This is a genomic window from Corynebacterium sp. UMB9976 (genome assembly GCF_030212265.1).
Classification (GTDB): Bacteria; Actinomycetota; Actinomycetes; order Mycobacteriales; family Mycobacteriaceae; genus Corynebacterium.
Genome location: NZ_JASODY010000001.1, coordinates 284,513 through 298,587 on the forward strand (window position 1 = coordinate 284,513; position 14,075 = coordinate 298,587).

13 protein-coding genes are annotated in these 14,075 nt (G+C 66.5%); 3 read left to right on the top strand and 10 right to left on the bottom strand.

Translation table 11 applies throughout. The annotated features are described in order from the left end of the window. Window positions 1-73 precede the first annotated feature (73 nt). The 4 genes from map to QP140_RS01335 form a co-directional block, all read right to left on the bottom strand. Window positions 74-940 carry a type I methionyl aminopeptidase gene (gene map, locus QP140_RS01320; protein ID WP_284757637.1) on the bottom strand — a complete coding sequence of 289 codons (867 nt, stop codon included), beginning with the start codon at window positions 938-940 and terminating at the stop codon, window positions 74-76. Window positions 941-978: 38 nt separating this feature from the next. Continuing rightward, entirely contained in the window at window positions 979-2,895 is a 1,917-nt protein-coding gene (locus tag QP140_RS01325; protein WP_442874967.1) for a penicillin-binding transpeptidase domain-containing protein, read from the bottom strand. A gap of 80 nt (window positions 2,896-2,975) precedes the next feature. Beyond that, entirely contained in the window at window positions 2,976-3,626 is a 651-nt protein-coding gene (locus QP140_RS01330; RefSeq protein ID WP_284757743.1) for a LuxR C-terminal-related transcriptional regulator, read from the bottom strand. A gap of 50 nt (window positions 3,627-3,676) precedes the next feature. Continuing rightward, the gene (locus QP140_RS01335; RefSeq protein ID WP_148811638.1) at window positions 3,677-5,023 is read right to left on the bottom strand and encodes a sensor histidine kinase; all 1,347 of its coding nucleotides are present in this window, start codon (window positions 5,021-5,023) and stop codon (window positions 3,677-3,679) included. A gap of 115 nt (window positions 5,024-5,138) precedes the next feature. Between QP140_RS01335 and QP140_RS01340 the strand changes: the two genes are divergently transcribed. Beyond that, entirely contained in the window at window positions 5,139-6,146 is a 1,008-nt protein-coding gene (locus QP140_RS01340) for an ABC transporter permease (RefSeq protein ID WP_284757641.1), read from the top strand. Between the two features lie 97 nt (window positions 6,147-6,243). Beyond that, window positions 6,244-7,017, top strand: coding sequence for an ABC transporter ATP-binding protein (locus tag QP140_RS01345; protein WP_284757643.1), 774 nt, complete (start codon window positions 6,244-6,246; stop codon window positions 7,015-7,017). 72 nt (window positions 7,018-7,089) lie between these two features. Here the strand turns inward: QP140_RS01345 and ispG are convergent, their stop codons facing one another. The 3 genes from ispG to dxr all read right to left on the bottom strand — a co-directional run bounded on the left by ispG (window position 7,090) and on the right by dxr (window position 10,960). Next, complete coding sequence (ispG, locus tag QP140_RS01350; protein WP_012360082.1) at window positions 7,090-8,250, bottom strand: flavodoxin-dependent (E)-4-hydroxy-3-methylbut-2-enyl-diphosphate synthase; 1,161 nt, start codon at window positions 8,248-8,250, stop codon at window positions 7,090-7,092. Window positions 8,251-8,378: 128 nt separating this feature from the next. Beyond that, window positions 8,379-9,782 carry a M50 family metallopeptidase gene (locus QP140_RS01355; RefSeq protein WP_284757646.1) on the bottom strand — a complete coding sequence of 468 codons (1,404 nt, stop codon included), beginning with the start codon at window positions 9,780-9,782 and terminating at the stop codon, window positions 8,379-8,381. Continuing rightward, window positions 9,767-10,960, bottom strand: coding sequence for a 1-deoxy-D-xylulose-5-phosphate reductoisomerase (gene dxr / locus QP140_RS01360; protein ID WP_284757648.1), 1,194 nt, complete (start codon window positions 10,958-10,960; stop codon window positions 9,767-9,769). The genes QP140_RS01355 and dxr overlap by 16 nt, the downstream gene beginning before the upstream one ends. A 129-nt stretch (window positions 10,961-11,089) precedes the next feature. Between dxr and QP140_RS01365 the strand changes: the two genes are divergently transcribed. Continuing rightward, window positions 11,090-11,476: a DUF2631 domain-containing protein gene (locus QP140_RS01365; RefSeq protein ID WP_148811632.1), complete on the top strand. Its 387-nt coding sequence runs from the start codon at window positions 11,090-11,092 to the stop codon at window positions 11,474-11,476. 175 nt (window positions 11,477-11,651) lie between these two features. Here QP140_RS01365 and QP140_RS01370 read toward each other — a convergent pair whose 3' ends face one another. The 3 genes from QP140_RS01370 to QP140_RS01380 are packed head-to-tail and all read right to left on the bottom strand — an operon-like array spanning window position 11,652 to window position 14,072. Beyond that, a complete protein-coding gene (locus QP140_RS01370; RefSeq protein ID WP_148812341.1) occupies window positions 11,652-12,515 on the bottom strand; it encodes a 4Fe-4S dicluster domain-containing protein in 864 nt (287 codons plus the stop codon). Then, entirely contained in the window at window positions 12,496-13,101 is a 606-nt protein-coding gene (locus tag QP140_RS01375; protein ID WP_148812343.1) for a TorD/DmsD family molecular chaperone, read from the bottom strand. The genes QP140_RS01370 and QP140_RS01375 overlap by 20 nt, the downstream gene beginning before the upstream one ends. Then, the gene (locus QP140_RS01380; RefSeq protein ID WP_070758866.1) at window positions 13,101-14,072 is read right to left on the bottom strand and encodes a dimethyl sulfoxide reductase anchor subunit family protein; all 972 of its coding nucleotides are present in this window, start codon (window positions 14,070-14,072) and stop codon (window positions 13,101-13,103) included. Before QP140_RS01380 ends, QP140_RS01375 begins: the two co-directional genes overlap by 1 nt. Between the last annotated feature and the right edge of the window lie 3 nt (window positions 14,073-14,075).

Below are 14,075 nucleotides of genomic sequence, written 5' to 3' on the forward strand. Positions count from 1 at the left end.
TGCCTCGCGCTGCTGTCACGCCGAGCTAGTCCGGGAACCTGGGGCTGGAGGCCCCGGGGGGCTGGTGTGTGAGTTACTCCTCGCTCGGCAGGGTGAGGACCTCGTAGCCCTCCTCGGTGACGACGAGGGTGTGCTCGAACTGGGCGGTCCACTGCCGGTCGCTGGTCTGGACGGTCCAGTCGTCATCCCAGATCTCGTAGTCCAGCCCACCCAGGTTGATCATCGGCTCGATGGTCAGGGTCATGCCCGGCTCCAGCAGCGTCTGGTTGCTCGGGTTGTCGTAGTGCAGGACGATCAGGCCATTGTGGAAGGTGGGGCCCACGCCGTGGCCGGTGAAATCGCGGACCACGTTGTAGCCGAAGCGCTTAGCGTAGGACTCGATCACGCGGCCAATGACGTTGATCTCACGGCCGGGCTTGACGGCCTTGATGCCGCGCCACATAGCGGCCTCGGTGCGCTCGACGAGGAGGCGGTGCTCTTCGCTGACGTCCCCGGCGAGGAAGGTCGCGTTCGTGTCCCCGTGCACGCCGTTCTTGTAGGCGGTGACGTCGATGTTGACGATGTCCCCGTCCTCGATCACCGTCGTATCGGGGATGCCGTGGCAGATGATCTCGTTGAGGCTCACGCAGGTGGACTTCGGGAAGTCCCGGTATCCCAGGGTGGAGGGGTAGGCGCCGTGGTCGCACATGTACTCGTGTGCCACGCGGTCGACCTCGTCGGTGGTCACGCCCGGGCGGACGGCCTTGCCGGCCTCCTGGAGCGCGTCAGCGGCGATGCGGGAGGCTTCGCGCATCTTCTCGATGGTCTCTGGATCCTGGATCCAGGCCTCGCCGATGTTTTCCTGGACCTCGGCCTTCCACGCGTATTCCGGCCGCTCGATGTGGGCGGGCACGGTGCGGATCGGGGTTGGCTTACCTGGGGAAAGTGGTGCTCTGGTCATAGTGCCCGATGGTACTCCCCGGGCAGCGGCACATTTCCTTAGCCCTCAGCGGCCGGGGTCAGCTGGTCCTCGCGCGGGGCCGCTGGGGCGTCCAGGTGCTTGAAGAACTCCCCGGTCACCGCGGTGGCGTGCTCACTGCCGCCGCCGCGGACGATGAGGGTCGCGAAGGCGAGGTCGCCGCGGTAGCCGGTGAACCAGGCGTGCGAGCCGTCGTTGATCTCCGCCTCACCGGTCTTGCCGCGGACGTCGCCGTAACGGTCGAGCCCGGCCGCGGTGCCGTTGGTCACCACGTCCTGCATCATGGCCTGCAGTTCGGCGATCCTCTTCTTGTCGAGCGCCGGGGGTGCTGCCGGGGATTTCTTGCCCTTATCGGCGCCCTTCGGCTGGGTGCCCGGCTTCGGCTTGTGGGAGGTAATGAGGTACGGGGTCGGCATCTTCCCCGCCGCCGCGGTGGCCGAGACCAGCGCCATGCCGAAGGGGCTGACCAGGTCGTGGCCCTGGCCGTAGCCGGCCTCGGTGCGGTCCAGCATGACCTCGCCGGTGGGTACCGAGCCGGTGAAGGTATCCAGGCCCGGAATCTTGAAGTCCACGCCCAGACCGAACTGCGCGCTCGTGGCCTTCAACTCGCCGGGCTTGAGCTTGGTGGAGATGTCCGCAAACGTCGTGTTGCAGGAGCGGGCGAAGGCCTGGCGAAGCGGCCCGTCGCCGAACCCCGAGCCGTTGTAGTTCGTCACGATGCGCCCGCCGATGTCCTGGGTGCCGGGGCAGCCCACGATCGAATCAGGCGTGAGGTTCTGCTTCTCCAGGCCGGCGTAGGCGGTAATGATCTTGAACGTCGAGCCCGGCGGGTACTGGCCCTGCAGCGCGAGGTCGCCGTGCTCATCGGCCTTCGCTGTCTGTGCTACCGCGAGCACCTCGCCCGTCGACGGCCTCATGACGACCATCATCGTCTGGCTATCCGCTCGGGTGTCTACGGCTCGCTGGGCGGCGTCCTGCACCTTCTTGGAGAGGCTGACCTGCACCGACGGGGCTTCCTTCGCCTCGTGCTTCTCGAGCTCCGTGACCTCGTTGCCCTCGGCGGTGGAGACGATGACTTTCCACCCGTCGGTGCCCTGCAACTCCTCGCCGACGACCGCATTCACGCGGCTTAAGATGTCCGGCGCGAAGTTTGGGTCCGGGCGAACCAGTGCGGATTCATCGTTGAGACGGACCCCAGGCACGTCCCGCAGCGCACCACGCAGCCGCTGCCCCAGCTTGTCCTCCACCATGGCGACCGAGTAGTCGCCGTCGACCTTCTTGGCCTCCGCCGCGACCTTCTCCGCGTCGATAGCCGGTGCGTTCTCCCCACCCAGGGCGCTAACCTCGGCTGCGATGCGCTCGGCGGCTGCCCGGGCATCGCCGGCCTTGTCTGCGTTGAGGAAAATGCGCCACTTCTTCCCCGGCTTCATCAACACGGCACCGTCGGAGCCGACCACGCTCGCGGCCTCGGCAGCCACGGTGCGCAGCTCCAGGTGCTGATTAGCCCCCAGGCGCGGGTGCAGAACCGTGGGCTGCCAGCGGACCACCCAGTCCCCCTTGGACTTGGTGAGCGTCATCTGGGAGTCGTAGGCGAAACGGCGCTCACCCGGCAGCTGCCAATCCATGCGGTAGCTGGCGGTCGCGACGTTGTCCTGGGTGCGCACGTCCTTGAGCTGCGCGTCGAGCCCCTCGGCCTGCAGCTTGGTCCAGGTGTTGTCGATCTCCTTGGCCGCGGTATCCGACTTGTCCGTGATGGTCTCCGGCTCATTGCGTTCGGCCAGCCGTTCCAGGAACTCCGCCGCAGCGTCATCCGCCACATCCGGGCGCGGGGTGCACCCAGTGGCGGCCACGGTGACCCCCAGGGCGCACAGGAAGGCGAGGAAAATCCGACTCATAACCGTGTACGTTAGCACCGCATTTGCGCTGTTCATCGGCATGACACAGCCGAATTTTCACCCTGCTTAAGCGTGGAGTGGTGCCCACGGGGCCGCTAGGCGATGATCCTCGCTGGGCCTTGCTAGGCGATGATCCCCCGCTGGCGGGCCACAGCCACCGCCGAGGTGCGGTTATTGGCACCCAGCTTGCGGAAAACGTGCGAGAGGTGGCTCTTCACGGTGGCCTCGGTGAGGACGAGCTGACGGGCAATGTCCCGGTTGGATTTTCCCTCGCCGACCAGGGCCAGCACCTCAAGTTCCCGTGGGGTCAGCGCTTCGCTCGGGTTGGTCATCTGGCCCATGAGTTTTCCCATGATCTCCGGGGCCATGACGGACTCGCCACGGGCGGCACGTCGGATGCCGTCCAGCACCTCGGACGGCGGGGCATCCTTGAGCAGGTAACCGACCGCACCAGCGGACACCGCACCGACGACGTCCTGGTCGGTGGAGTAGTTCGTGACCACGAGGACCTGGGGGCCGTCGGGAATCGCGCGGATCGCCTGGGTGGCGCGCACCCCACCCGCCAGCTCGGCGCCAGCCGGCCCCTCCCCGAAACGCAGATCCATGAGCACCACGTCGATCTCCTGCTCGGTTCCCTGGAATTTCCGGACCTGAACCACGGCCTCGTCCGGGTCGGCGATCGAGGCGACGACATCGATGCCCGCAGCGTCCTCGGCGGTTTCGATGAGTGCCTGCAGCCCCACACGGACGACGGGGTGGTCATCCACGATCATGATGTTCAGCCCACCCTGGGCTCCCCGAGCTGGGGTCTGTGCTGCGTGGTTCACTGTGTCTCACCTTCCCGGCGCGGGTGCGACCCAGCGCCATCGACCCGATCGTATCCGGTCGTGGGCACCGTGATCGAGATGCCGGTTCCCTCCCCGGGGGCGGACTCGATGGTCATCTCGCCGCCGAGGGCCTGGACGCGACGGTAGACGCCTGAGAGGCCGAGGCTGCCGCCGGTAGCTCCGCGGTCGATGGCGTCGCTGGGGTCAAAGCCCGCGCCATTGTCGACGACGTCGAGGATGACGTCCCCCGGGTGGAAGGTCAGCGAGAGTTTGGCGCGGTCGGCCCTGGCGTGGCGAACCACGTTGGATACGAGTGACTGGGCGCAGCGCAGCAGCCCTTCCTCCACCTCGTCGGGCAACGGGCGGGGCGCGCCGTCCGTCTCGAAGCTCAGCTTCTCCCCGAGCGGGGTGGAGCTGGCTAGCCGTGCCAGGGCCACGGGCAGCGCTGCCCCCTCTAGTGGGGCGGGCTGCAGGGCGGCAATGATGCGGCGGGTCTCGGCGAGGTTCTCGGAGGCGGTGGTTTTAGCTAGCCGCACCTGGGTGAGCATCCGTTGGTGCACTGCCTCGATCTCCGGCTGTTCTGCGGGGTGCTGGGCGGCGGGCCGCTTTCCCCCGCTATCGGGCGTTCCCCCGGCCACGCTTACCCCTGTCTCGCCTACCCCAGCCGGGCTGGCTCCCTCCAGCTGGGACTCCACGGCGGTGAGCAGCATGTGGATACTGGATAGCCCCTGGGCCACGGTGTCGTGGATGTCGCCGGCCAGCCGCATCCGCTCATCGGCCTCACCCGCCTTGCGGGAGCTGGCCAGGGCCTCTTCGCGGGCCGCGACCAGGGCATCGAGGGCGCGTGCCTTGGCGGTGGCCTCCCGGTGCAGCAGCTGGAAACCGACCCCCAGGGTCCAGGCGACTGCGGCCCCAATGGTCGGTCCGGTCACCGCGCCGATGTTCCAGCCGATGTGGCCCACCAGCATCGTCACGACCCCGAGCGTGAGCGCGGCGACCACCGCCGCGGAGATCCTCGGGCTAAACACGTACACGGCGAGGAAGAACATCGGGAAGACCACGAATGCGCCCTCCAGCTGCCCGACGGACATCACCGCCCACGCCCCCACCAGCAGGGCGAACCAGGTGGGCGCGCCCACCCAGCGGGTGACGAGTCGTTGGCTGCAGTAGATCACCCAGAACACCCCCAGCCCGACCCAGGTCATCGGGTGGGTGGCCCGCCAGGCCACGAGAATGAGCAGGCCGATCATCAACACCTGCAGGCCCAACCACAAGCCGTGGGAGAGCTTGTCGAGGGTCGCAGGCTGCGAGCTGACTGGGTGGGTGCGCGGGTCTTCCTTCACGCCTCCACCCTAACCCCCATGGCCTGGGGCTTTGGGGTGACTCATCCTTTCGTATGAGTCAAAGTCCACCCCCACAGCCGATGTTTTCCTCTCCCCGCCCGGCGAGCATAGAGGTATGTTCCAAGGTCTTAAAGAGCTCCGTTCCGCCCCCAGCCGCACTGCGCTGATCACCCTGACGGTTGCGATGATCACCGTGATGGTGACCTTCCTGGCTTCCCTCGCCGCAGGTTTGAAGTATCAGTCGGTGTCCGCGCTCCAGGACCGTCTGAGCGACGATCAGGTGCTGGTCCTCGAGGACTCCGGCACCGCGTCGCTATCCTCCTCCCGCCTCAGTGAGTCCCAGATCGACACGCTGCGCGAGGACTACGGCGCCTCCCTGCTCGTCGTCGCCCGGGAGCGCGTGGACTCCACGCCTGTGTCCGTGTTCAGCTCCCCTGATATCCCGCACGGTGTTGCGCAGGTTCCATCCGAGTTTGAGGACGACGCCCTCGCCGCGACCTCCGGAACGCCCGGCACCATCACGCTGGGCGGCAGCGATTTCCAGGTCGAGCGCCCCGACCGTGACCTCTACTTCGACGACCAGCCGGTGATCTTCGTGTCTGACGCCGATGCTGGGAGCCTGCGCACCAATTCCCTGGCAGCCGTCGTGGACGCCGAGGCGATCGATTCCGCGGGCGGGGCACCCGTGGGAACGGTGGCGCTGAGCGGCGATGACCGGTGGAATGCCTCGGCCTCCTATATCGGTGAGCAGCTCTCGCTGAACCTCATGATCAATCTGCTGTACGTGATTTCCGCCCTCGTGCTTGGCGCCTTCTTCATGGTGTGGACGATCCAGCGCCTGCGGGGCGTGGCGATCTCCTCGGCTCTGGGCGCCTCCCGTCGGGTGTTGATCACTGACTCGCTGGGCCAGGCCGTGGTCGTCCTCGCCGTGGGAATCCTGGGCGGGCTCGCGGTCACTGGCGGTGTCGGCATCGCCCTGGCCGACACCCTGCCGATCGACCTCACCGCGTCCACGATGCTCCAGCCCGCCGGCATCCTGCTGCTCGCAGGCCTGGCAGGTTCCGCGCTCTCGCTGCGCCCCGTATTGAAGGTCTCCCCACGCGAGGCAATGGCCGCAGCCTAGGCATCCTTCTGGCGAGATAGCGCCCCCGCTGGCGCACGATTCCCCTCCACTGACTTCCCCGACGTACACCCCGACAACGCCTTCCAAGGAGAAAACCATGACCACCGCAACCTCGCACAGCACCCAGGCCCTGCAGCAGAAGCGCAATGCACGCTCCGGTTCCGGGCTCACGATGGATGCCATCACCCTGGAGGTCACCGATGGCACGCAGACTCGCCGCGTTCTGGATGAGGTCTCCATACACATCGCCCCCGGCGAGCTGGTGGGTATCACCGGCCCGTCTGGCTCCGGTAAGTCCACCCTGCTGTCCGTGGCTGGCTGCCTCCAGGAGCCAACGAGCGGTGAGGCCGTGTTGACGGCGGCCGAGCCCGCCGAGGCGATGACGCTCACCGGGCACTCCGCCCGCGAGGCTGCGCGCATCCGTCGCAGCCACATCGGCATCGTCTTCCAGCAGCCGAATCTCTTGCCCTCCCTGCGGGTCAAGGATCAGCTCATGGCGATGCTGCACCTGGGCTCCCCGTGGCCACTGCAGCGCAAGGCCAAGCAGGCTGCTTCCCAGCGTGCCGACGAGCTGCTGGATGCTGTGGGCCTGGGTGGCCTGCAGCAGCGCAAGGTCGGCGAACTCTCCGGTGGGCAGCAGGCCCGGGTCAACCTCGCCCGCGCGCTCATGAACTCCCCACAGCTCCTGCTCGTCGACGAGCCCACCGCGGCACTGGATACGACCACGGCGACCCAGGTCACCGAGCTGATTCGACAGATGGCTCGGGAGTCCAACGCGGCCACCCTGTATGTCTCCCACGACCAAGATCAGCTGGCCACCCTGGACCGAGTGGTAACCCTCGTGGACGGCAAGATCACCGAGAGCCGCTAAACCTGGATAAGGCTTCGGCCCCGTCCTGCGTACGCAGGACGGGGCCGATCGTCGTCATCAAGGAAAAGACTCCTAGCGGGTGACCTTCACCTCGGCGGAAGCCCCTTCCACGGCCTCCATGCCCTGCTCCTCGGCGATGCGGTGCGCCTCCTCGATGAGGGTCTCAACAATCTGGTCCTCGGGCACGGTCTTGATGACCTCACCCTTGACGAAGATCTGCCCCTTGCCGTTGCCGGACGCCACGCCAAGGTCGGCGTCCCGAGCCTCGCCTGGGCCGTTGACCACGCAGCCCATGACAGCCACGCGCAGCGGGAACTCCATGCCCTCCAGGCCGGCGGTGACCTCCTCGGCCAGGGTGTAGACATCCACCTGGGCGCGACCACAAGACGGGCAGGAAACAATCTCCAGCTTGCGGGGGCGCAGGTTCAGCGACTGCAGAATCTGGTCGCCGACCTTGATCTCCTCCACCGGGTCCGCAGACAGGGACACGCGGATCGTGTCGCCGATGCCCTGGGAGAGCAGCGCGCCGAAGGCCACGGAGGACTTGATGGTGCCCTGGAAAGCCGGGCCCGCCTCGGTCACGCCGAGGTGCAGCGGGTAGTCCGTCTTCGCCGCCAGCTGGCGGTAGGCCTCCACCATCACGACCGGGTCGGAGTGCTTCACGGAGATCGCGATATCCCCGAAGCCGTGCTCCTCGAACAGGCCGGCCTCCCAGATGGCGGACTCCACCAATGCCTCGGGGGTGGCCTTGCCGTACTTTTCGAGCAGGCGCTTATCCAGGGATCCGCCGTTGACACCGATACGGATCGGAATGCCTGCGTCCCCAGCGGCCTTGGCGACCTCCTTGACGCGGCCGTCGAATTCCTTGATATTGCCCGGGTTGACACGCACCGCGGCGCAACCGGCCTCGATGGCCTGGAAGATATAACGCGGCTGGAAGTGGATGTCAGCGATCACCGGGATCGGGGACTTCTTGGCGATGATCGGCAGGGCCTCGGCGTCGCGAGGCTTCGGGCAGGCCACTCGCACGATGTCGCAGCCCGACGCGGTCAGCTGGGCGATCTGCTGCAGCGTCGCGTTGATGTCGTGCGTCTTCGTGGTCGTCATCGACTGCACCGAGATCGGGTGCTCGCTACCGACTCCCACGTCACCGACCATCAGCTGGCGGGTCTTCCGGCGCGGCGCCAGCGTGGGTGGAGGTCCATCTGGGATTCCCAGAGAAATGCCGGACATGAAGGTCTCTAGCCCCTTTCGAAGAAAATAGAGTGCTGCGGATCAAGCAGCGTGCCCCTTACAGCCTAATACCGCCCCGGCGACAACGGGCAACGCCCCCGCCGGTGCGGTGCGGACAGAGTTGCGAATTAGAAAAGCCGCACGGGGTTGATCACATCCGCGACGATGACGATAGCGCCGAAGACCATCAGCAGCATCGCCACACCGTAGGTCAGTGGCAGCAGCTTGCGGTAGTCCACCGGCTGGCCCGGCTCCTTACCCCGGCGGCGGCGCAGACCATCGCGAATGCGCTCATAGATGGCCACTGCGATGTGCCCGCCGTCGAGCGGCGGCAGCGGTACCAGGTTGAAGGCAGCCAAGAAGAGATTCAGGCTGGCCAGCATCATCAGGAAATAACGCCACTGCTCGTGTTGCACCAGCTCCCCGCCGATGCGGGAAGCACCCACCACGCTCATGGGGGAATCATCCGCGCGCTCGGCCCCGAAGATCGCCGCGACCACTCCTGGCACCTTCGCGGGCAGCGCGACCAAGCCCTTGGCCGTCTCGGAGACCATGTAGCCGGTAAAGGAGAGGGTCCCTCCCACCGCGGTCGCCGGGTTGTATTCGACGTTGCCCGGCAGCTTGATCGTGATGCCAATCGCACCGGCGAGTCTCGTGGAGCCGTCCTGGTTGCGCCGTTCCACGATGTCGACGTCGACCTGCTTGACCTCGTCGCTGCCATCCGGGTTTTGCACGCGCATCGGCACGGTGAGGGTATCGCCCACGCTGAGTTCGCGGCTCTGGGCGTGTGCCTCACCGCTCCCGGCGCCAGCCGCGTTCTCCGAGACGAGTTGGTCAATGGCCTTGGTGAAGTCCGGGAAGGTGGGCACCTCCTGGCCATCCACTTCGGTGATGGTATCGCCCGGTGTGATGCCCGCAGCGGCTGCTGGGCCGTCGCCCGTGCAGTCTGCGAGGGTGCCGTCGGCGTCCTGGGTCGGCGGGGCGCATTGGGTGGACTGCACGGTGGTGCGGATGTCCGCCTTGTGGTCGGGCAGGCCCCAGATATTCGCCACCGAATAGAGCACGATCAGCGCGACGAGCACGTTGACGGCGATGCCGCCGGAGAGCACGATGACCCGCTGCCACCAGGGCTTGCGGTACATCGCGTGGGGCTTTTCTTCCTCGCTGAGCTCGTCCAGCGGGGTCATGCCGGCGATCTCGCAGAAGCCGCCGAGCGGAATCGCCTTAATCCCGTACTCGGTGTGCGGCACGCCACCGGTCGGGTCGGTAGCAACCTCCGTCTCCGCCGTTAGCGGGGCCGGATTCGCCGGGACGTTGGCAGCGTCGACGTCGACGTCCGCTGTTCCCGCGGTGGCAACGCCCCGTCCCTTATCCTTCGGCGCGGTGGACCACAGGGTGGGACCGAAACCGATGAAGTATCGGCGCACCCGCATGCCGAAGGCGCGGGCGGCGAACATGTGTCCCGCCTCATGCAGCGCAATACTGATCAGGATGCCGAAGGCGAAGAGCAGTACTCCTAGCCCAAAAGCCACGGGCGCATCCTCTCATGTGCCAGTGCGCGGGCCTCGCGCTCGGCCTCCAAAACGTCCTCCAGGCACGTCGGGGTGGACGCTGCACCGGAGGCGGACATCACTGCTTCAACCGTGTCGACAATGCGGGGGAAGGCCATATTCGCGTTGAGGAACTCGATCGCAGCTTCCTCGTTCGCCGCGTTATAGATCGCGGGCATGACCCCGCCCGCCTTCGCTGCCTCGCGGGCCAGCTCCACCGCGGGGAATACCTCGTCGTCGAGTGGCTCGAACTCCCAGGTGGCGGCCTGCGTGAAGTCGAGCGGCTGCCCCACCCCGGCGACGCGGTTCGGCCAGCCGAGCGCGAGGCTGATCGGCAGCTTCATGGACGGTGGGGATGCCTGCGCGATGGTGGAGCCGTCGCGGAAGGTCACCATCGAGTGCACGATCGACTGCGGGTGAACGGTGACCTCCACGCGGTCGGAAGGCATGTCGAACAGCAGGCAGGCCTCGATCAGCTCCAGGCCCTTGTTCACCATCGTTGCGGAGTTCAGCGTGTTCATCTGGCCCATGGACCAGGTGGGGTGGCTGGCCGCCTGGAGCGGGGTAACTGGCTCCAGTTGCTCGCGGGTCCAGCCGCGGAACGGCCCGCCGGAGGCGGTCAGCACGAGGGTGGCCACCTCGTCGCGACGCCCGGAGCGCAGGCACTGTGCCATCGCAGAGTGCTCGGAGTCGACGGGGACGAGCTGCCCCTCATCAGCTGCGTCCAGCACCAGCTGGCCGCCGGCGACGAGGCTCTCCTTATTCGCCAACGCGAGACGCGCCTGGGTACCCAGGGAGGACAGCGTCGCCTCGAGCCCCTGGGAGCCAACCAGGGCATTCAGGATCACGTCCGTGCTCTCCAACTGATCGCCGAGCTCCTCCACCAGGTCGCGGGCGGAGTCCTGGCCACGAATGCAGTGGCCGCCGAGCTGGGCTTCGACGAAATCGGCGGTTCGGTCGGAGGCCACCGCGACTCGCTCGCCGGGCAGACCGATTTTCTGGGCCTGCTCCAACAGCAACTCGGGCTTACTGCCGTGGGCCGAAATCCCAATCACCTCGAACTGTTCGGGATTGTCGAAAACCACCTCGAGGGCCTGGACACCGATGGATCCAGTACTCCCGAGAATCACCACGCGAGTCTTGTCGAAAGTCATGGCCATATCCTAACCCGCCGGGGGCGAAGCCTCCTACACCCGAGTAGGGGCTGTATGGCGTGTGGAGATACCTACATTCTGTGAAATCTATGGCAAGATGAGTGTGATTAACTGATCAGACGTCAGGAGGATTCCGTGGCTCACCACGAAGCAAAGGTTGAAGTTTTCAACGGCATTTCGACCGAAGATGTACCATCCGCGGGCTGGGGCTGGAGCGCCCTGAGCAAGCGCGCCGTCGTTCTGTCCGGCCTCATTTCCGTCGGATTCCTGGTGTTCATGCTGGTTGGTAACCACGAGGGCAACGTCGAGAACATCTGGCTGATCGCCCTGGCTGCTTTCATCCTCGTCGGTACCGCATGGTTCGCGTTCGAGCCTAAGGCCAAGGAGCGCACCACGGTGACCGCACGCAACAAGGCCCAGGGCCACGTGGAGCCGAACTGGACTGCAGACCAGCTCAACAACACCGGCGTGTACGCGGACCTCACCCCTGAGGAGAAGCTGGCGCTGAACATCAAGGAGTAGCGCAGCTACCCCATTAGCGACACGCCAGGCGTCTGGCACAAGCGATGGCCCCGAACCAGAAGTGGTTCGGGGCCATCGCTGCATTCACGGGTTCCGCTAGCGCCACCGAACGCCCTCACGCCGTGGCCCGGCGATAATTCCCGGCGCCGCGGCGCCGTGAAAACGCCCCCGTACGCTAGTCGAGGGTGAAGCCGGGAGGCAGCCAGGAGGAAAACGGGTCGGCAGTGGTGCGCTCGCACGTTGGGCACAAGGTTTTCGCCGTGCCGTCCTCCCCTTCCCGGGCCGGGAAATCCGCCCCGCAGCGGCGACACTGGCAGACCGGGAATCTAGTGATTTCGCGTATGTCCCCGTCGACCAGGTCGGCGAGCTGCAGCTGGCCGCTGCTGCTCAATGCGCCGTAGGGGCAGCTGGCAACACAAGTATTCTCCCCAGTGCAGGCGGCGAGGTTCTGGGTGAGGCTGGCCACCGAATCCACAACCGTGAGCTCCAGGGCAGAGCTCGGGCACATCTGGGTGCACACCCCGCATGCTTGACAACCGGAGGCGATCAGCCGCGGGGCGTCCAGCTCAATGCTGGTGTCGGGCTGGGTTCCCAACACCTGGTGCGCTTGGGCGAGCCGGATCATCGTCGGGGCGTTCGGATCCACCACGATCTCCCCGTCCCCCAGCGCCCCCAGCCCGATCAGCGCCCGCCGGGACACCGGCACCTGAGTTGCATCCAGGTACTCGGCCGCGCGCAGCACCCGCGCCTGCGGGGTTTCCACCAGTTCCGCACCCGCCGCGCAGCGTTCCGGGTGGGCTTCCCGGCATGGCAGGACGCGCACCCGCTTCGCCCCGCAGGCCAATAACGCAGCGGCCAACGAGGGATCCTCACCCGCGCAGCCTGGCAACAGGACGGGGCTGTGGTTCCGGGGGAAGCGCGGTAGCTGGGCCTCGGCACACACCAGCACAACGTCGGGGTTCATGTCTCGCGCCCACCGGTAGAGCCGATGGCGTTGGTCGGCGCTTAAGAGCTCAGGCTTAGCGCTCGGCTCGGACATGGGCCAGCACTCCCTCGCTCAGCTCAGCCAGGGCACGGTAGGTCACGGTCTGGGCGTGCTCCCGGAGCCCCTCAGCCACGTCGCCGGCGAAGCACCCGAGGTGCTCACTCACGAAGCGGTACAAGGCTGGCAGCGCTCCGGCGTTGCCTCCAGCGGCCTGCCCTGCCAGGTGGGAGACGAAAGCAAATTCGTAGCCGATGTGATCATCCGGAACCCGGGGGTTTGGTACCCGCAGACCGTGAGCCGCATAAGCCTCACGGACGGCAACCGTCTGCTCGTCGAAGAGCAACCCCTCCTTCGACAGGTACGGCGACTCAAAGGGCTGAGCCAGCGGTTTGCCGATCCCGGTGAAGAGGTAGAGGTGGTCACGTTGGAGGGAATCCGGGCTATCCAGATTGCCCTCCCGCACCGCCTCGCGCAGCATCGCGATCCCCCGCTGGGATTGGGGGTCGGTCAGCGGCCACTCGGCCAGCGCGTCGTCGTCCTGCAACGCCCCGCGCAGCTCGGGGTTCGGGGCAGCCAGGAAAAGCTGGGAGACCACCAAGGCGGCCTCCGAGATGGCCGCCAGGTCCTGCTCGGCGCCCATCAAATCCCAATCCTGTCCATGCCGCCGTAGAAGATGAAGCGGCCGATAACCTCAGAGATCGTCACAAGGATGTAGCTGGTCATCACCAGCGTGAGCAGCAGGTTGATGTCGTCCCTCTTGGTCCGCGCCAGGAATAGGCCCATCAGCCCAGCACCGATGATCAGCAGGGCCAGCCGCAGGACGAACCACCCGGTCGGGAAGGCGAAGGCCGCGGGGTTGACCGAATCTGGTCGACTATAGGCGAAGATGATCACGAAGAGCTCGATCGGGAGCAGCAAAACGGAGAGCACGCCGATGCCCTGCAGCGAGCGCTGCACCAGCCGGTTGACGTAGTCCACGTGGGCATCGCTCATGTCTGCCGGGCGACGGTTGGCGGGCATGAGCTTGTTAAGCCAGGGCTTATCCCGCAACTTCGGGAACCACGCGAGGGCCGTGCCGATCGCGAGTGCGCCACTCAAGAAGGTGGTCACATAGAACTGCGCCGGGGTGGTCCAGTGATCCCAATGCGGGATCGTTGGCAGCATGTAGAGGCGCGCCATGGACCACACGAAGGCCAGGCCCCACAGCGCGGTGACGATCGCCAGCACGAAGCGCAGCCGTGAGCTGCCCCAGTGGAACCATTGGGTGGCGGCGAAGGCGAAGCCCAGTACGGCGAAGCCCACGCCCATCATGACTTCCTGCGCGAGCGGGGAGCTCGGCACGCCCCGGATCACGTTGATGCCGTTCATGGGGTTGCCCAGGTGGAAGAACGCGGCGATAAAGCCGGCGACCATCAACGGGCCAATCGCGTAGAGCGCGGCATCCGAGACCCGCTCCAATGCCTGCGCCTTGGCCTCGGCGCGGTCCTTATCGGCCACTGCCCCGACCCTCCGTCGGGAGCTGACTTGGATGAGCCCCAGGATGATGAACGCGCCCACGGCCATTTGGGACAGGATCGTGAAGAAGGTCAGCGGCCATTCCTGCAGAAACACTGG

Bases quoted from the DNA above. Each gene is read 5' to 3' on its own strand.
- QP140_RS01345 (WP_284757643.1), top strand. From the start codon at position 6,244: ATGACCACCGCAACCTCGCACAGCACCCAGGCCCTGCAGCAGAAGCGC.
- QP140_RS01330 (WP_284757743.1), bottom strand. From the start codon at position 3,626: ATGATCGTGGATGACCACCCCGTCGTCCGTGTGGGGCTGCAGGCACTC.
- QP140_RS01340 (WP_284757641.1), top strand. From the start codon at position 5,139: ATGTTCCAAGGTCTTAAAGAGCTCCGTTCCGCCCCCAGCCGCACTGCG.
- QP140_RS01370 (WP_148812341.1), bottom strand. From the start codon at position 12,515: ATGTCCGAGCCGAGCGCTAAGCCTGAGCTCTTAAGCGCCGACCAACGC.
- QP140_RS01375 (WP_148812343.1), bottom strand. From the start codon at position 13,101: ATGGGCGCCGAGCAGGACCTGGCGGCCATCTCGGAGGCCGCCTTGGTG.
- QP140_RS01325 (WP_442874967.1), bottom strand. From the start codon at position 2,895: ATGCCGATGAACAGCGCAAATGCGGTGCTAACGTACACGGTTATGAGT.
- map (WP_284757637.1), bottom strand. From the start codon at position 940: ATGACCAGAGCACCACTTTCCCCAGGTAAGCCAACCCCGATCCGCACC.
- dxr (WP_284757648.1), bottom strand. From the start codon at position 10,960: ATGGCCATGACTTTCGACAAGACTCGCGTGGTGATTCTCGGGAGTACT.
- ispG (WP_012360082.1), bottom strand. From the start codon at position 8,250: ATGTCCGGCATTTCTCTGGGAATCCCAGATGGACCTCCACCCACGCTG.